Origin of the sequence: Mesoflavibacter profundi, assembly GCF_014764305.1 — a bacterium.
In the GTDB taxonomy this organism is placed as follows: domain Bacteria; phylum Bacteroidota; class Bacteroidia; order Flavobacteriales; family Flavobacteriaceae; genus Mesoflavibacter; species Mesoflavibacter profundi.
This window is the reverse complement of record NZ_CP061703.1, coordinates 267,001-289,194: the sequence shown is the minus strand read 5'-3', so window position 1 is coordinate 289,194 and position 22,194 is coordinate 267,001. Positions and strand designations below refer to the sequence as shown.

General features: G+C 41.9%; 2 protein-coding genes. Both read left to right on the top strand.

From position 1 onward, the window contains the following. Positions 1-170: 170 nt before the first annotated feature. Positions 171-21,209 carry a tandem-95 repeat protein gene (locus IFB02_RS01310; protein ID WP_191072944.1) on the top strand — a complete coding sequence of 7,013 codons (21,039 nt, stop codon included), beginning with the start codon at positions 171-173 and terminating at the stop codon, positions 21,207-21,209. 49 nt (positions 21,210-21,258) lie between these two features. Next, positions 21,259-22,191 carry a PorP/SprF family type IX secretion system membrane protein gene (locus IFB02_RS01305; RefSeq protein ID WP_106687881.1) on the top strand — a complete coding sequence of 311 codons (933 nt, stop codon included), beginning with the start codon at positions 21,259-21,261 and terminating at the stop codon, positions 22,189-22,191. Positions 22,192-22,194 lie beyond the last annotated feature (3 nt).

Here is a 22,194-nt window from a genome sequence, read left to right as displayed (position 1 = left end):
TCCCCTTAAAACAATTTCAGTGTGTAAATATTTGTAAAATCGGATAATTAGACTAGGTTATTGTTTATTCCCCTGATTTTCAATACAATTTAATGTTACCTATAAATTTAAATAATTTATAGGCTAACTAATATTATGAAATTTAGAAGTTTAAATCTTATTATTTTAACATGAGCAAAATTACTTTCTCCCAAAGAATTAAGTTTGTAGCATTTTTATTCTTTTCTTTATTATTAACCTCTAATGCTTTTGCAGACGGTACTAGACAAGTAATGCCTAATGCAACTAATGGAACTGCAATTTATATTAGGACAGATGCATCTAATTCTGGACCATATATTGGAGCTCCAGAATCTAATAGATTGTATTTTACAATTGCGGATGCCACATCAGAAAATTTATACTTTGGTGTTCAGGCAAGAATTAGAAACTCTTATCAAGGTGGTAATAATCCTTTATTAACTAATTTTTATTATAGAATATTTAATGCTGCAGGTGTTGCTCAAACACCACCAACATTATTCACAAATAGTGGTACTGCAGCAGGATATATTCCTAATTATGCTAGAGCAGTTGCAGGTCCAAATATTGGAGGTGCTACGCCAGCTGGATATAATCCTATAGTTTTTGATCCTTCTGCAAACGGAGATTATTATATAGAACTTTATTCAAGTAACGATGGTGGTGCAACAGCAGTAAATACTGCTCCTGGAGGAATTAATTTTCTACCATATTTTGATTTTACCGTATCTGATGCTGCTAATAATCAAGTTGACGGTAGAATTTGGTCAAGAAAATGGAGTTTTATTACCTATTTAGTTGAAAATGCAGATAACAATGCAGGAACTCCAAATGTTCCAAATCCTTCAGGAAATGCTTCTTTTGAAGGAGACTTTTTTGCATATACAGATGATCAAGTAATTGTAGAAGTACAGTTCGAACCTGGTTTTAGGCCTTTTGGTTATCAATTAGCGATGAATAGATTTGGAGTTGTTAATGATGATGATAATCCTGCTAACGATTTTTTATTAACAAGAGGATCAGTGTCTTATGGGACTGGTCTGGCTCCTTCATTAGATAATGGATTTCAGATTTTTATAACATCTCCAGATCAGAATGTTTTTGTACCAAGTATAGAACCAGATCCAGTTGTAGCAGATGAAATTAGAGGTTGTCCTGGAAATTATTTTATTCCAATAACATTAATTTTAGCTCAAGATACTGCAATTATTTTAGATTTTAATGGAGTTGCTGGTTATCAAGAAAATACCGAAGATGTTTTAATAGAAGTTTATGAAAATACACCAGGATTAAAGTTAATTCCTTGGGACGGAAATGATGGTTTAGGTAACCCTGTTACAGGCGGTACAACAACCATTACAGTAACATCTTATATAGGTCGTACAAATGTACCTATGGATGATGCCGAACTAAATATTAATGGTCTTAGCATTAGTGGTGTTGCTCCAACAGTTGGAAACAGACGATTATTTTGGGATGATAGAAATATTACCGTGACAAATGATGGTACTGGTTGTAACCCAACAGGTAGTAACGCTTTAAATAACCTGACAACAGTTAATCCTGCTTTTAGTAGAGAGCGATTAATAGATGGAATATTTGGTCCAGCACATGCTTGGAGCTCTAGTAATCCAGACGATTCTGTTCCTGCAATTAGCCAAGGTGGAAATAATACAAATAATGTTCTGTGTGATGATTTTGGTAACACAAGAATAGTAAACACTTGGTTCTATGGTGCGACAAAAACTATTCCTCCTTCACCAATTTTAATTCCTAGCTGTGATTCTGATGAAGATGGATTAACCGATAGTGCAGATTTAGATGATGATAATGATGGTATACTAGATACAACAGAACAAGCAGGATTAAATCCTTTTGGAGACGAAGATGGTGATGGTGCAGCAGATTATTACGATTCTGATTATTCTGGATTTGTAGATGCAAACGGCGATGGTATTAGTGATCAATTCGATATTGATGGAGATGGATTAATAAATCAATTTGATACAGATGCAGACGGAGATGGTTGTTTTGATGCTGTTGAAGGAAATGGTGGATTTGTAACAGCAGATCTTAATCCAGATGGATCCATTAACGATACAGAAGATGCAAATGGAGTTCCTAACGCTGCTTCTGGAGGACAAAACGATGTGAGTTCTCAAAATGCAGCAGTAAGTGGTTGTGATACAGATGGTGATGGTGTTTTAAATGAAAGCGATATTTGTGAAGGTTTTGATGATTCAGTAGATTCAGATGGAGATTCAATACCAGACGGTTGTGATTTAGATGATGATAACGATGGTATTTTAGATGAAAATGAATGCTCAGAGACGTTAAATGTTAACTTCACATATAATGAAACATTATCATCAAATGGGAATTTAGTATTTACCGCGATGATAAATGGGGTAGAAGAAATATTAACTATTAGGCAATCTACTAATCCAACTCATTATTTTGGGTCAACTAATACAGTTGAACCAAGTGGTGTAATAATTACAGCAGGAAATACTCCGTCAATTCAAGCACAGGATGGTGATGGAGCACCAGGATTAGATGTTTTTGAAAGCGCTATAACTTTTTATTCTTCTATAGCAATTGATAGAATTCAACTTCCTACTCTTGATGATTATGATAGAGATAATAATGGTACGGACCCTACAGATGGTATTGCATTTACCATTTCTGGTACATGGCAAATCAATAATGGAGATATGGCTTCTTATGATTTGAATACAGGAGCACTAATATCTAATAATCAAGCTGGGAATGCATCCTTAAATCTATCTGTAGGTGGAAGTTCTGCTCAAGAGTTGGTTTCAAGAGGAGCAATAGGTTCCGTTTTAGTTAGAGGCACAGCTGGAGGTGAAACTAATGGAGCAAGCGCAACATTTATTGCTAATAATCCTTTCACTAACGCTTCATTATTATTTGAAGATTTAGCTCAAAATGGTTCAAGGGAAAATATTATTAATACAATCACTTCAATTGTTTTGAATGCTACAGTTTTAGCGTGTCCAGACACTGATAATGATGGTATTCCAAACCAATTAGATACAGATTCAGATGCAGATGGATGTCCAGATGCATTAGAAGGAGGAGACAATATAGACTTAACTTCTGTAGATGTAAATGGACAATTAACCGGAGCAGTTAATACAACAACAGGAGTACCAAATAATGTAGATGTTAATAATGGTCAATCAGTCGGAGGATCTGTAGATGGAGTACCATCAGATGCTTTTGGTCAGTGTGATTCAGATGGAGATGGAGTCATAGATGCAAATGATGTTTGTAATGGTTATGATGATAATTTAAATGCAGATGGAGATGCTGTACCTGATGGTTGTGATTTAGACGATGATAATGATGGTATTTTAGATTCTGTAGAGTGTGAAAGTTTATTATCTCAAGGAGGATTTGAAAATGTATCAGGTTTAAATAATGGAAATAATTTTCCAGTAGATATTTCTCCATGGGTTTTAGGAACAGGTAATGATGCCAATGTTGTTCAAGTTGATGGAGCTGGAGGATTTGATTACGGTAGTGCAGGTCCTTTTGAAGATGCCAATCCTTTAACAGGAGCAGGAACACTTCAACACTACTTAGATATAGCTAATGGTTCTAATGATTTTTATCAATCTTTCACATTAACAACTACTTCAAAAGTAACTTATTCAGGATATTTCTCAGCAAGAGATAACCTAGTTGGTAATGGTAGTATCCAAATTGTTTCAGGAATTGGAACTACAGGAACTGTTATGGACGGAACAGGTATTTTAGTAATAGATTCAAATGGAGATTCTCAAAACACTCCTTGGTTATTTATAGAAAGAGAAGTTATTCTTCCTCCAGGTACATATTCTTATGTAGTTTCTATGGAAGAAGAATTAAATTTTGATGAAGCAAGAGTATTAAGTTGTAAAGATACAGATGGTGATGGATTCTTTGATTATCAAGATATAGATTCAGATAATGATGGATGTAATGATGCTGTAGAAGCAGGTCATTTAGATAATGATAATAATGGTGAGGTAGATGGTACATCTTATGATGCAAATGGTCAAGTTGTTGGCTATTCTTCAGCTTACACTGGAACAAATGTAAATGTAACTACTCCAACTCAAGTAGTTGTAGATGCTTCTGCTTTATTGGATCAAAATGTAGAATCTGGTAATCCAGCTACATTTACAATAACATCAGTATCAGCAACTTCTACAAATACTTATACAGGAACAGCACCTAATACAACACCAGATTATTCTGTTGGAACAGATGTTTCTCCAGGGATTAATTATCAGTGGTATATAGGAAATCCAACTTCAGGAGGAACAGCAATTCTTGCATCAGACTCTAATTATACTGGAGAAAATTCTCAAACTTTAAATATTTTAGATGTTACAGGTTTAAACAATACTCAATATTGTTTATTAATAACACATGATAATAATAATTGTATAAATGAAATTAACTGTGTAACACTAACTGTTTTTATTAATCCAATCACGCAAGACGACACCATCACAGGATTAACGACCAACACGGCAGCAGTAGTCGATCCATTTGCAGACAATGGTAATGGAATAGATACCGATCCAGATGGGACGTTAGACGCTAGTACGGTAAACATTATTACAGCCGGCGCAACGGATAGTGATGGCGATGGTGATAACGATACGTTAGTGGTTGCAGGTGAAGGAACCTGGACGGTAGACAATACTACAGGCGCCGTGACCTTTACCCCAGAGGTAGGCTTTACAGGCGATCCAACACCAATAGCATATACAGTAGAAGACAACGATGGTAATGTTTCAAACGCATCTACGATCAGCTTAGATTACGATGCACAGACGCCAATCACGCAAGACGATACCATCACAGGATTAACGACCAACACGGCAGCAGTAGTCGATCCATTTGCAGACAATGGTAATGGAATAGATACCGATCCAGATGGGACGTTAGACGCTAGTACGGTAAACATTATTACAGCCGGCGCAACAGATAGTGATGGCGATGGTGATAACGATACGTTAGTGGTTGCAGGTGAAGGAACCTGGACGGTAGACAATACTACAGGCGCCGTGACCTTTACCCCAGAGGTAGGCTTTACAGGCGATCCAACACCAATAGCATATACAGTAGAAGACAACGATGGTAATGTTTCAAACGCATCTACGATCAGCTTAGATTACGATGCACAGACGCCAATCACGCAAGACGATACCATCACAGGATTAACGACCAACACGGCAGCAGTAGTCGATCCATTTGCAGACAATGGTAATGGAATAGATACCGATCCAGATGGGACGTTAGACGCTAGTACGGTAAACATTATTACAGCCGGCGCAACGGATAGTGATGGCGATGGTGATAACGATACGTTAGTGGTTGCAGGCGAAGGAACCTGGACGGTAGACAATACTACAGGCGCCGTGACCTTTACCCCAGAGGTAGGCTTTACAGGCGATCCAACACCAATAGCATATACAGTAGAAGACAACGATGGTAATGTTTCAAACGCATCTACGATCAGCTTAGATTACGATGCACAGACGCCAATCACGCAAGACGATACCATCACAGGATTAACGACCAACACGGCAGCAGTAGTCGATCCATTTGCAGACAATGGTAATGGAATAGATACCGATCCAGATGGGACGTTAGACGCTAGTACGGTAAACATTATTACAGCCGGCGCAACGGATAGTGATGGCGATGGTGATAACGATACGTTAGTGGTTGCAGGTGAAGGAACCTGGACGGTAGACAATACTACAGGCGCCGTGACCTTTACCCCAGAGGTAGGCTTTACAGGCGATCCAACACCAATAGCATATACAGTAGAAGACAACGATGGTAATGTTTCAAACGCATCTACGATCAGCTTAGATTACGATGCACAGACGCCAATCACGCAAGACGATACCATCACAGGATTAACGACCAACACGGCAGCAGTAGTCGATCCATTTGCAGACAATGGTAATGGAATAGATACCGATCCAGATGGGACGTTAGACGCTAGTACGGTAAACATTATTACAGCCGGCGCAACGGATAGTGATGGCGATGGTGATAACGATACGTTAGTGGTTGCAGGCGAAGGAACCTGGACGGTAGACAATACTACAGGCGCCGTGACCTTTACCCCAGAGGTAGGCTTTACAGGCGATCCAACACCAATAGCATATACAGTAGAAGACAACGATGGTAATGTTTCAAACGCATCTACGATCAGCTTAGATTACGATGCACAGACGCCAATCACGCAAGACGATACCATCACAGGATTAACGACCAACACGGCAGCAGTAGTCGATCCATTTGCAGACAATGGTAATGGAATAGATACCGATCCAGATGGGACGTTAGACGCTAGTACGGTAAACATTATTACAGCCGGCGCAACGGATAGTGATGGCGATGGTGATAACGATACGTTAGTGGTTGCAGGTGAAGGAACCTGGACGGTAGACAATACTACAGGCGCCGTGACCTTTACCCCAGAGGTAGGCTTTACAGGCGATCCAACACCAATAGCATATACAGTAGAAGACAACGATGGTAATGTTTCAAACGCATCTACGATCAGCTTAGATTACGATGCACAGACGCCAATCACGCAAGACGATACCATCACAGGATTAACGACCAACACGGCAGCAGTAGTCGATCCATTTGCAGACAATGGTAATGGAATAGATACCGATCCAGATGGGACGTTAGACGCTAGTACGGTAAACATTATTACAGCCGGCGCAACAGATAGTGATGGCGATGGTGATAACGATACGTTAGTGGTTGCAGGTGAAGGAACCTGGACGGTAGACAATACTACAGGCGCCGTGACCTTTACCCCAGAGGTAGGCTTTACAGGCGATCCAACACCAATAGCATATACAGTAGAAGACAACGATGGTAATGTTTCAAACGCATCTACGATCAGCTTAGATTACGATGCACAGACGCCAATCACGCAAGACGATACCATCACAGGATTAACGACCAACACGGCAGCAGTAGTCGATCCATTTGCAGACAATGGTAATGGAATAGATACCGATCCAGATGGGACGTTAGACGCTAGTACGGTAAACATTATTACAGCCGGCGCAACGGATAGTGATGGCGATGGTGATAACGATACGTTAGTGGTTGCAGGCGAAGGAACCTGGACGGTAGACAATACTACAGGCGCCGTGACCTTTACCCCAGAGGTAGGCTTTACAGGCGATCCAACACCAATAGCATATACAGTAGAAGACAACGATGGTAATGTTTCAAACGCATCTACGATCAGCTTAGATTACGATGCACAGACGCCAATCACGCAAGACGATACCATCACAGGATTAACGACCAACACGGCAGCAGTAGTCGATCCATTTGCAGACAATGGTAATGGAATAGATACCGATCCAGATGGGACGTTAGACGCTAGTACGGTAAACATTATTACAGCCGGCGCAACGGATAGTGATGGCGATGGTGATAACGATACGTTAGTGGTTGCAGGTGAAGGAACCTGGACGGTAGACAATACTACAGGCGCCGTGACCTTTACCCCAGAGGTAGGCTTTACAGGCGATCCAACACCAATAGCATATACAGTAGAAGACAACGATGGTAATGTTTCAAACGCATCTACGATCAGCTTAGATTACGATGCACAGACGCCAATCACGCAAGACGATACCATCACAGGATTAACGACCAACACGGCAGCAGTAGTCGATCCATTTGCAGACAATGGTAATGGAATAGATACCGATCCAGATGGGACGTTAGACGCTAGTACGGTAAACATTATTACAGCCGGCGCAACGGATAGTGATGGCGATGGTGATAACGATACGTTAGTGGTTGCAGGCGAAGGAACCTGGACGGTAGACAATACTACAGGCGCCGTGACCTTTACCCCAGAGGTAGGCTTTACAGGCGATCCAACACCAATAGCATATACAGTAGAAGACAACGATGGTAATGTTTCAAACGCATCTACGATCAGCTTAGATTACGATGCACAGACGCCAATCACGCAAGACGATACCATCACAGGATTAACGACCAACACGGCAGCAGTAGTCGATCCATTTGCAGACAATGGTAATGGAATAGATACCGATCCAGATGGGACGTTAGACGCTAGTACGGTAAACATTATTACAGCCGGCGCAACAGATAGTGATGGCGATGGTGATAACGATACGTTAGTGGTTGCAGGTGAAGGAACCTGGACGGTAGACAATACTACAGGCGCCGTGACCTTTACCCCAGAGGTAGGCTTTACAGGCGATCCAACACCAATAGCATATACAGTAGAAGACAACGATGGTAATGTTTCAAACGCATCTACGATCAGCTTAGATTACGATGCACAGACGCCAATCACGCAAGACGATACCATCACAGGATTAACGACCAACACGGCAGCAGTAGTCGATCCATTTGCAGACAATGGTAATGGAATAGATACCGATCCAGATGGGACGTTAGACGCTAGTACGGTAAACATTATTACAGCCGGCGCAACGGATAGTGATGGCGATGGTGATAACGATACGTTAGTGGTTGCAGGTGAAGGAACCTGGACGGTAGACAATACTACAGGCGCCGTGACCTTTACCCCAGAGGTAGGCTTTACAGGCGATCCAACACCAATAGCATATACAGTAGAAGACAACGATGGTAATGTTTCAAACGCATCTACGATCAGCTTAGATTACGATGCACAGACGCCAATCACGCAAGACGATACCATCACAGGATTAACGACCAACACGGCAGCAGTAGTCGATCCATTTGCAGACAATGGTAATGGAATAGATACCGATCCAGATGGGACGTTAGACGCTAGTACGGTAAACATTATTACAGCCGGCGCAACAGATAGTGATGGCGATGGTGATAACGATACGTTAGTGGTTGCAGGCGAAGGAACCTGGACGGTAGACAATACTACAGGCGCCGTGACCTTTACCCCAGAGGTAGGCTTTACAGGCGATCCAACACCAATAGCATATACAGTAGAAGACAACGATGGTAATGTTTCAAACGCATCTACGATCAGCTTAGATTACGATGCACAGACGCCAATCACGCAAGACGATACCATCACAGGATTAACGACCAACACGGCAGCAGTAGTCGATCCATTTGCAGACAATGGTAATGGAATAGATACCGATCCAGATGGGACGTTAGACGCTAGTACGGTAAACATTATTACAGCCGGCGCAACGGATAGTGATGGCGATGGTGATAACGATACGTTAGTGGTTGCAGGTGAAGGAACCTGGACGGTAGACAATACTACAGGCGCCGTGACCTTTACCCCAGAGGTAGGCTTTACAGGCGATCCAACACCAATAGCATATACAGTAGAAGACAACGATGGTAATGTTTCAAACGCATCTACGATCAGCTTAGATTACGATGCACAGACGCCAATCACGCAAGACGATACCATCACAGGATTAACGACCAACACGGCAGCAGTAGTCGATCCATTTGCAGACAATGGTAATGGAATAGATACCGATCCAGATGGGACGTTAGACGCTAGTACGGTAAACATTATTACAGCCGGCGCAACAGATAGTGATGGCGATGGTGATAACGATACGTTAGTGGTTGCAGGTGAAGGAACCTGGACGGTAGACAATACTACAGGCGCCGTGACCTTTACCCCAGAGGTAGGCTTTACAGGCGATCCAACACCAATAGCATATACAGTAGAAGACAACGATGGTAATGTTTCAAACGCATCTACGATCAGCTTAGATTACGATGCACAGACGCCAATCACGCAAGACGATACCATCACAGGATTAACGACCAACACGGCAGCAGTAGTCGATCCATTTGCAGACAATGGTAATGGAATAGATACCGATCCAGATGGGACGTTAGACGCTAGTACGGTAAACATTATTACAGCCGGCGCAACAGATAGTGATGGCGATGGTGATAACGATACGTTAGTGGTTGCAGGTGAAGGAACCTGGACGGTAGACAATACTACAGGCGCCGTGACCTTTACCCCAGAGGTAGGCTTTACAGGCGATCCAACACCAATAGCATATACAGTAGAAGACAACGATGGTAATGTTTCAAACGCATCTACGATCAGCTTAGATTACGATGCACAGACGCCAATCACGCAAGACGATACCATCACAGGATTAACGACCAACACGGCAGCAGTAGTCGATCCATTTGCAGACAATGGTAATGGAATAGATACCGATCCAGATGGGACGTTAGACGCTAGTACGGTAAACATTATTACAGCCGGCGCAACAGATAGTGATGGCGATGGTGATAACGATACGTTAGTGGTTGCAGGTGAAGGAACCTGGACGGTAGACAATACTACAGGCGCCGTGACCTTTACCCCAGAGGTAGGCTTTACAGGCGATCCAACACCAATAGCATATACAGTAGAAGACAACGATGGTAATGTTTCAAACGCATCTACGATCAGCTTAGATTACGATGCACAGACGCCAATCACGCAAGACGATACCATCACAGGATTAACGACCAACACGGCAGCAGTAGTCGATCCATTTGCAGACAATGGTAATGGAATAGATACCGATCCAGATGGGACGTTAGACGCTAGTACGGTAAACATTATTACAGCCGGCGCAACAGATAGTGATGGCGATGGTGATAACGATACGTTAGTGGTTGCAGGTGAAGGAACCTGGACGGTAGACAATACTACAGGCGCCGTGACCTTTACCCCAGAGGTAGGCTTTACAGGCGATCCAACACCAATAGCATATACAGTAGAAGACAACGATGGTAATGTTTCAAACGCATCTACGATCAGCTTAGATTACGATGCACAGACGCCAATCACGCAAGACGATACCATCACAGGATTAACGACCAACACGGCAGCAGTAGTCGATCCATTTGCAGACAATGGTAATGGAATAGATACCGATCCAGATGGGACGTTAGACGCTAGTACGGTAAACATTATTACAGCCGGCGCAACAGATAGTGATGGCGATGGTGATAACGATACGTTAGTGGTTGCAGGTGAAGGAACCTGGACGGTAGACAATACTACAGGCGCCGTGACCTTTACCCCAGAGGTAGGCTTTACAGGCGATCCAACACCAATAGCATATACAGTAGAAGACAACGATGGTAATGTTTCAAACGCATCTACGATCAGCTTAGATTACGATGCACAGACGCCAATCACGCAAGACGATACCATCACAGGATTAACGACCAACACGGCAGCAGTAGTCGATCCATTTGCAGACAATGGTAATGGAATAGATACCGATCCAGATGGGACGTTAGACGCTAGTACGGTAAACATTATTACAGCCGGCGCAACGGATAGTGATGGCGATGGTGATAACGATACGTTAGTGGTTGCAGGCGAAGGAACCTGGACGGTAGACAATACTACAGGCGCCGTGACCTTTACCCCAGAGGTAGGCTTTACAGGCGATCCAACACCAATAGCATATACAGTAGAAGACAACGATGGTAATGTTTCAAACGCATCTACGATCAGCTTAGATTACGATGCACAGACGCCAATCACGCAAGACGATACCATCACAGGATTAACGACCAACACGGCAGCAGTAGTCGATCCATTTGCAGACAATGGTAATGGAATAGATACCGATCCAGATGGGACGTTAGACGCTAGTACGGTAAACATTATTACAGCCGGCGCAACGGATAGTGATGGCGATGGTGATAACGATACGTTAGTGGTTGCAGGTGAAGGAACCTGGACGGTAGACAATACTACAGGCGCCGTGACCTTTACCCCAGAGGTAGGCTTTACAGGCGATCCAACACCAATAGCATATACAGTAGAAGACAACGATGGTAATGTTTCAAACGCATCTACGATCAGCTTAGATTACGATGCACAGACGCCAATCACGCAAGACGATACCATCACAGGATTAACGACCAACACGGCAGCAGTAGTCGATCCATTTGCAGACAATGGTAATGGAATAGATACCGATCCAGATGGGACGTTAGACGCTAGTACGGTAAACATTATTACAGCCGGCGCAACAGATAGTGATGGCGATGGTGATAACGATACGTTAGTGGTTGCAGGTGAAGGAACCTGGACGGTAGACAATACTACAGGCGCCGTGACCTTTACCCCAGAGGTAGGCTTTACAGGCGATCCAACACCAATAGCATATACAGTAGAAGACAACGATGGTAATGTTTCAAACGCATCTACGATCAGCTTAGATTACGATGCACAGACGCCAATCACGCAAGACGATACCATCACAGGATTAACGACCAACACGGCAGCAGTAGTCGATCCATTTGCAGACAATGGTAATGGAATAGATACCGATCCAGATGGGACGTTAGACGCTAGTACGGTAAACATTATTACAGCCGGCGCAACGGATAGTGATGGCGATGGTGATAACGATACGTTAGTGGTTGCAGGCGAAGGAACCTGGACGGTAGACAATACCACAGGCGCCGTGACCTTTACCCCAGAGGTAGGCTTTACAGGCGATCCAACACCAATAGCATATACAGTAGAAGACAACGATGGTAATGTTTCAAACGCATCTACGATCAGCTTAGATTACGATGCACAGACGCCAATCACGCAAGACGATACCATCACAGGATTAACGACCAACACGGCAGCAGTAGTCGATCCATTTGCAGACAATGGTAATGGAATAGATACCGATCCAGATGGGACGTTAGACGCTAGTACGGTAAACATTATTACAGCCGGCGCAACGGATAGTGATGGCGATGGTGATAACGATACGTTAGTGGTTGCAGGTGAAGGAACCTGGACGGTAGACAATACCACAGGCGCCGTGACCTTTACCCCAGAGGTAGGCTTTACAGGCGATCCAACACCAATAGCATATACAGTAGAAGACAACGATGGTAATGTTTCAAACGCATCTACGATCAGCTTAGATTACGATGCACAGACGCCAATCACGCAAGACGATACCATCACAGGATTAACGACCAACACGGCAGCAGTAGTCGATCCATTTGCAGACAATGGTAATGGAATAGATACCGATCCAGATGGGACGTTAGACGCTAGTACGGTAAACATTATTACAGCCGGCGCAACAGATAGTGATGGCGATGGTGATAACGATACGTTAGTGGTTGCAGGTGAAGGAACCTGGACGGTAGACAATACTACAGGCGCCGTGACCTTTACCCCAGAGGTAGGCTTTACAGGCGATCCAACACCAATAGCATATACAGTAGAAGACAACGATGGTAATGTTTCAAACGCATCTACGATCAGCTTAGATTACGATGCACAGACGCCAATTGCAATAAATGATACAGCTTCAACTGAACCTGGGATTTCTATAGTGATACCAATACTAAATAATGATAACGATCCAGATGGTACGATAGAAGATACAACAGTAGATTTAGATCCATTGACACCAGGACAGCAAAGTACTATCACAGTACCAGGAGAAGGGACATATACAGATAATGGAGATGGTACAATCACATTTACACCAGATCCTACATTTACAGGAACGACAACACCAATATCTTACACCGTAGAGGATAATGATGGAAATGTATCAAATACAGCTACAATAACAGTAACAGTAGATACTTGTCCATTCCCTACAGATAGTGATGGAGACGGTTTAACCGACTGTGAGGAAACGACAGGAATTGACGATCCAAACACACCATTAGTACCAACGGGACCATCAGATCCAAACGATCCATGTGATCCAATCGGATTAGATGCAACGGATACAGATGGAGATGGTTTAACCGATTGTGAGGAAACAACAGGCAATGACGATCCAAACACACCGTTAGTACCAACAGGACCATCAGATCCAAACGATCCATGTGATCCAATCGGATTAGATGCAACGGATACAGATGGAGATGGTTTAACCGATTGTGAGGAAACAACAGGAAATGACGATCCAAACACACCATTAGTACCAACAGGACCATCAGATCCAAACGATCCATGTGATCCAATCGGATTAGATGCAACGGATACAGATGGAGATGGTTTAACCGACTGTGAGGAAACAACAGGTAATGACGATCCAAATACACCATTAGTACCAACAGGACCATCCGATCCAAACGATCCATGTGATCCAATAGGATTAAATGCAACGGATACAGATGGAGATGGTTTAACCGACTGTGAGGAAACGACAGGTAATGACGATCCAAACACACCATTAGTACCAACAGGACCATCAGATCCAAACGATCCATGTGATCCAATCGGATTAGATGCAACAGATACAGATGGAGACGGTTTAACCGATTGTGAGGAAACGACAGGCAATGACGATCCAAATACACCATTAGTACCAACGGGACCATCAGATCCAAACGATCCATGTGATCCAATCGGATTAGATGCAACAGATACAGATGGAGACGGTTTAACCGATTGTGAGGAAACGACAGGTAATGACGATCCAAACACACCATTAGTACCAACGGGACCATCAGATCCAAACGATCCATGTGATCCAATCGGATTAGATGCAACGGATACAGATGGAGATGGCTTAACCGACTGTGAGGAAACAACAGGAAATGACGATCCAAACACACCATTAGTACCAACAGGACCATCCGATCCAAACGATCCATGTGATCCAATCGGATTAGATGCAACAGATACAGATGGAGACGGTTTAACCGATTGTGAGGAAACAACAGGTAATGACGATCCAAACACGCCATTAGTACCAACAGGACCATCAGATCCAAACGATCCATGTGATCCAAATACCGGAGCAGGAGGATGTACTCCAATTGCAGTGGATGATTCATCAAGTACACAGCCTAATACTCCAGTAGTGATAGATATTACAGATAATGATAGTGATCCAAATGGTACGATAGAAGATACAACAGTAGATTTAGATCCATTGACACCAGGACAGCAAAGTACTATCACAGTACCAGGAGAAGGAACATATACAGATAATGGAGATGGTACAATCACATTTACACCAGATCCTACATTTACAGGAACGACAACGCCAATATCTTATACCGTAGAGGATAATGATGGAAATGTATCAAATACAGCTACAATAACAGTAACAGTAGATACTTGTCCATTCCCTACAGATAGTGATGGAGATGGCTTAACCGACTGTGAGGAAACAACAGGAAATGACGATCCAAACACACCATTAGTACCAACAGGACCATCCGATCCAAACGATCCATGTGATCCAATCGGATTAGATGCAACAGATACAGATGGAGACGGTTTAACCGATTGTGAGGAAACAACAGGTAATGACGATCCAAACACGCCATTAGTACCAACAGGACCATCAGATCCAAACGATCCATGTGATCCAATAGGATTAAATGCAACGGATACAGATGGAGATGGTTTAACTGACTGTGAGGAAACGACAGGTAATGACGATCCAAACACACCATTAGTACCAACGGGACCATCAGATCCAAACGATCCATGTGATCCAATCGGATTAGATGCAACGGATACAGATGGAGACGGTTTAACCGATTGTGAGGAAACGACAGGTAATGACGATCCAAACACACCATTAGTACCAACGGGACCATCAGATCCAAACGATCCATGTGATCCAATCGGATTAGATGCAACGGATACAGATGGAGATGGTTTAACCGATTGTGAGGAAACAACAGGCAATGACGATCCAAACACACCGTTAGTACCAACAGGACCATCAGATCCAAACGATCCATGTGATCCAATCGGATTAGATGCAACGGATACAGATGGAGATGGTTTAACCGATTGTGAGGAAACAACAGGAAATGACGATCCAAACACACCATTAGTACCAACAGGACCATCAGATCCAAACGATCCATGTGATCCAATCGGATTAGATGCAACGGATACAGATGGAGATGGTTTAACCGACTGTGAGGAAACAACAGGTAATGACGATCCAAATACACCATTAGTACCAACAGGACCATCCGATCCAAACGATCCATGTGATCCAATCGGATTAGATGCAACGGATACAGATGGAGATGGTTTAACCGACTGTGAGGAAACAACAGGTAATGACGATCCAAATACACCATTAGTACCAACAGGACCATCAGATCCAAACGATCCATGTGATCCAATAGGATTAAATGCAACGGATACAGATGGAGATGGCTTAACCGACTGTGAGGAAACAACAGGTAATGACGATCCAAACACACCATTAGTACCAACGGGACCATCCGATCCAAACGATCCATGTGATCCAATCGGATTAGATGCAACAGATACAGATGGAGATGGTTTAACTGACTGTGAGGAAACGACAGGTAATGACGATCCAAACACACCATTAGTACCAACAGGACCATCCGATCCAAACGATCCATGTGATCCAATCGGATTAGATGCAACAGATACAGATGGAGACGGTTTAACCGATTGTGAGGAAACGACAGGTAATGACGATCCAAACACACCATTAGTACCAACGGGACCATCAGATCCAAACGATCCATGTGATCCAATCGGATTAGATGCAACGGATACAGATGGAGATGGCTTAACCGACTGTGAGGAAACAACAGGAAATGACGATCCAAACACACCATTAGTACCAACAGGACCATCCGATCCAAACGATCCATGTGATCCAATCGGATTAGATGCAACAGATACAGATGGAGACGGTTTAACCGATTGTGAGGAAACAACAGGTAATGACGATCCAAACACGCCATTAGTACCAACAGGACCATCAGATCCAAACGATCCATGTGATCCAATAGGATTAAATGCAACGGATACAGATGGAGATGGTTTAACTGACTGTGAGGAAACGACAGGTAATGACGATCCAAACACACCATTAGTACCAACAGGACCATCCGATCCAAACGATCCATGTGATCCAATCGGATTAGATGCAACAGATACAGATGGAGACGGTTTAACCGATTGTGAGGAAACGACAGGTAATGACGATCCAAACACACCATTAGTACCAACGGGACCATCAGATCCAAACGATCCATGTGATCCAATCGGATTAGATGCAACAGATACAGATGGAGACGGTTTAACCGATTGTGAGGAAACGACAGGTAATGACGATCCAAACACACCATTAGTACCAACGGGACCATCAGATCCAAACGATCCATGTGATCCAATCGGATTAGATGCAACGGATACAGATGGAGATGGCTTAACCGACTGTGAGGAAACAACAGGAAATGACGATCCAAACACACCATTAGTACCAACAGGACCATCCGATCCAAACGATCCATGTGATCCAATCGGATTAGATGCAACAGATACAGATGGAGACGGTTTAACCGATTGTGAGGAAACAACAGGTAATGACGATCCAAACACGCCATTAGTACCAACAGGACCATCAGATCCAAACGATCCATGTGATCCAAATACCGGAGCAGGAGGATGTACTCCAATTGCAGTGGATGATTCATCAAGTACACAGCCTAATACTCCAGTAGTGATAGATATTACAGATAATGATAGTGATCCAAATGGTACGATAGAAGATACAACAGTAGATTTAGATCCATTGACACCAGGACAGCAAAGTACTATCACAGTACCAGGAGAAGGAACATATACAGATAATGGAGATGGTACAATCACATTTACACCAGATCCTACATTTACAGGAACGACAACGCCAATATCTTATACCGTAGAGGATAATGATGGAAATGTATCAAATACAGCTACAATAACAGTAACAGTAGATACTTGTCCATTCCCTACAGATAGTGATGGAGATGGCTTAACCGACTGTGAGGAAACAACAGGTAATGACGATCCAAACACACCATTAGTACCAACAGGACCATCAGATCCAAACGATCCATGTGATCCAATCGGATTAGATGCAACAGATACAGATGGAGACGGTTTAACCGATTGTGAGGAAACGACAGGCAATGACGATCCAAATACACCATTAGTACCAACGGGACCATCAGATCCAAACGATCCATGTGATCCAATCGGATTAGATGCAACAGATACAGATGGAGACGGTTTAACCGATTGTGAGGAAACGACAGGTAATGACGATCCAAACACACCATTAGTACCAACGGGACCATCAGATCCAAACGATCCATGTGATCCAATCGGATTAGATGCAACGGATACAGATGGAGATGGCTTAACCGACTGTGAGGAAACAACAGGAAATGACGATCCAAACACACCATTAGTACCAACAGGACCATCCGATCCAAACGATCCATGTGATCCAATCGGATTAGATGCAACAGATACAGATGGAGACGGTTTAACCGATTGTGAGGAAACAACAGGTAATGACGATCCAAACACGCCATTAGTACCAACAGGACCATCAGATCCAAACGATCCATGTGATCCAAATACCGGAGCAGGAGGATGTACTCCAATTGCAGTGGATGATTCATCAAGTACACAGCCTAATACTCCAGTAGTGATAGATATTACAGATAATGATAGTGATCCAAATGGTACGATAGAAGATACAACAGTAGATTTAGATCCATTGACACCAGGACAGCAAAGTACTATCACAGTACCAGGAGAAGGAACATATACAGATAATGGAGATGGTACAATCACATTTACACCAGATCCTACATTTACAGGAACGACAACGCCAATATCTTATACCGTAGAGGATAATGATGGAAATGTATCAAATACAGCTACAATAACAGTAACAGTAGATACTTGTCCATTCCCTACAGATAGTGATGGAGATGGCTTAACCGACTGTGAGGAAACAACAGGTAATGACGATCCAAACACACCATTAGTACCAACAGGACCATCAGATCCAAACGATCCATGTGATCCAATCGGATTAGATGCAACAGATACAGATGGAGATGGTTTAACTGACTGTGAGGAAACGACAGGCAATGACGATCCAAATACACCATTAGTACCAACAGGACCATCCGATCCAAACGATCCATGTGATCCAATCGGATTAGATGCAACAGATACAGATGGAGATGGTTTAACCGATTGTGAGGAAACAACAGGCAATGACGATCCAAATACACCATTAGTACCAACAGGACCATCAGATCCAAACGATCCATGTGATCCAATAGGATTAAATGCAACGGATACAGATGGAGATGGTTTAACTGACTGTGAGGAAACGACAGGCAATGACGATCCAAATACACCATTAGTACCAACAGGACCATCCGATCCAAACGATCCATGTGATCCAATCGGATTAGATGCAACGGATACAGATGGAGATGGTTTAACCGACTGTGAGGAAACAACAGGTAATGACGATCCAAACACGCCATTAGTACCAACGGGACCATCAGATCCAAACGATCCATGTGATCCAATCGGATTAGATGCAACAGATAGTGATGGAGATGGTTTAACCGACTGTGAGGAAACAACAGGAATTGACGATCCAAACACACCATTAGTACCAACAGGACCATCAGATCCAAACGATCCATGTGATCCAAATACCGGAGCAGGAGGATGTACACCAATCGCAGTGGATGATTCTGTAGTCAATGCGACTTCAGGTTCACCTGTTTCAGTAGATGTCACATCAAATGATTCTGACGCTAATGGAACAATAGATCCAACTACAGTAAATCTTACAGATCCTTCAGCTTTTGATGCTGATGGTGATGGGTATAATGATACATTAGTAGTTCCAGGAGAAGGTACGTGGGTAGTAGATCCTACTACAGGAATAATTACATTTATACCTGAATCAGGCTTTACGGACGATCCAACTCCAATAGGTTATACTGTAGAAGATAATGATGGAAATGTATCTAACGAAGCTACAGTTTCAATAGATTATGCAACTCAAAACCCAATTGCAGAGGATGATGATAGTTTATTAAATCCATTTGGTTCAATTGTTATTATAGATTTAGTTGCAGATAATGGTAATGGTCCAGATGTTGATTCTGATGGAACTTTAGATTTATCAACAATTAACATTACTACAAACGGAGCTACAGATAGCGATGGAGATGGGTTTAATGATACGTTGGTAGTACCAGGAGAAGGTACTTGGACTATAGATAATTTAGGTATATTAACATTTACTCCAGAAGATGGATTTAATGATAATCCAACACCAATTAACTATACAATTCAGGACAATGATGGAAATGTATCTAATCAAGCTACTATTACAATTACTTACGAACCAGATGGAGATCCTGATGGAGATGGAGTATTAAGTTCAGTAGAAATATTAGAAGGAACAGATTCAAATAATCCGTGTGATTATAATCCAGATAGTGTTACTGAAATTCAATCAGAACCATGGTTATCTTCAGATTGTGATGGTGATGGCTATCTAAATGAAACTGAAATAAATGATGGTACAAATCCATTAGACGCTTGTGATTTTAATTATTTAAACGAAGCTGATGTGGCTCAATCTGGAGATTGGTTTGATGCAGATTGTGATAACGATAATGTACCAAATGGAGTAGAGTTTCCTTATGGAGATACAGACAACGATGGTATTCCAGATTGGTTAGATCCAGATGATGATGGTGATGGTATAGATACTGTAAATGAAGATTATGGAGATACAGATATTTCTGATGGAAGTGTAGATTCAACAGGAGATAATAATCCAACTAATGATGATACAGATGGTGACGGAATTCCAGATTATTTAGATACAGATGATGATAACGACGGAATATTAACAGAAGACGAGTATCCAGATTCTAACGGAAATGGTATTGGATTTGGTGATGATGCTGTAGATAGTGATGGAGATGGACTGCCAGATTATCTAGGTGTAAACAATGCAAATCCTTCTGAGGATGATTTAGAAGTATTTAATGCTGTAACTCCTAACGGAGATGGAGATAATGATGTATTTGTGATAAGAAATATAGAGTTATATCCAGATAACACGGTTACAATCTATAACAGATGGGGAGTAATTGTATATCAAACATCAGGTTATGGTCAATCAGGAAACTTCTTTAATGGGGTATCCAATGGTAGAGCTACTATTGAAGCAGATAAGCAATTACCAGTAGGAACATATTTCTATATCATTGAATATAACAATGGTAACGAAACAAAATCTAAAGCAGGTTACTTATACATTCAACGTTAATTAAAAAGAGGCAATTTATTTTGCCTCTTCATTAAATAAAAAAGTTAAAATGAAAATTAAATTTTTAACCATACTAACACTTTTTACTACGTTAGTAGTAAATCAAGTTTATGCTCAGCAAGATGCACAGTATACTCAGTATATGTACAATACAATGAGTGTTAATCCTGCTTATGCTGGTTCTAGAGATGGATTAAGCGCATTATTGTTATATAGAACACAATGGGTTGGTTTAGATGGAGCTCCAGATACAGGAACATTTAATATCCATTCGCCTATAGACGAAAACAATAAGATAGGCTTAGGTTTATCAATAATTAATGATAGAATTGGACCAACTCAAGAAACCTACGTAGATGCAGATTTTTCATATACAATTAATGTTTCAGACGAAGGTAGATTAGCTTTAGGTTTAAAAGCTGGAGGACACTTATTAGATGTTAGATATTCTGAGTTAAGCCAATATAACGGCGGAGATGTATTATTGCAGTCTGATATAGAGAATAAATTTTCACCAAATTTTGGAGCAGGAGTTTACTATCGAAAAGCAGATAAATGGTATTTAGGACTTTCTGTTCCAAATATTTTAGAAACAAAACATTTTGACGAGTCTTCTTTATCTACTGCGACAGAACGAATGAACTTTTATTTAATTGGAGGTTATGTTTTTGATATCAATTCTGATTTAAAACTAAAACCAGCTGCTTTAATTAAAGCAGTACAAGGAGCACCATTACAAGCAGATATTTCGGCAAATGCATTATTAAAAGAAAAATTTACTTTTGGATTGGCCTATAGATGGGATGCAGCTGTTAGTGCAATGTTAGGTTACCAATTATCCGAAAGCTTTATGCTTGGTTTTGCATACGATAGAGAAACTACAGATTTAGGACAAACTAAATTCGAACAAGGTTCTTTTGAAGTTTTTCTAAGATTTGAACCAAGAGACGTAACTAAGATATTATCACCAAGATTTTTCTAAAAA

Bases quoted from the DNA above. Each gene is read 5' to 3' on its own strand.
- IFB02_RS01310 (WP_191072944.1), top strand. From the start codon at position 171: ATGAGCAAAATTACTTTCTCCCAAAGAATTAAGTTTGTAGCATTTTTA.
- IFB02_RS01305 (WP_106687881.1), top strand. From the start codon at position 21,259: ATGAAAATTAAATTTTTAACCATACTAACACTTTTTACTACGTTAGTA.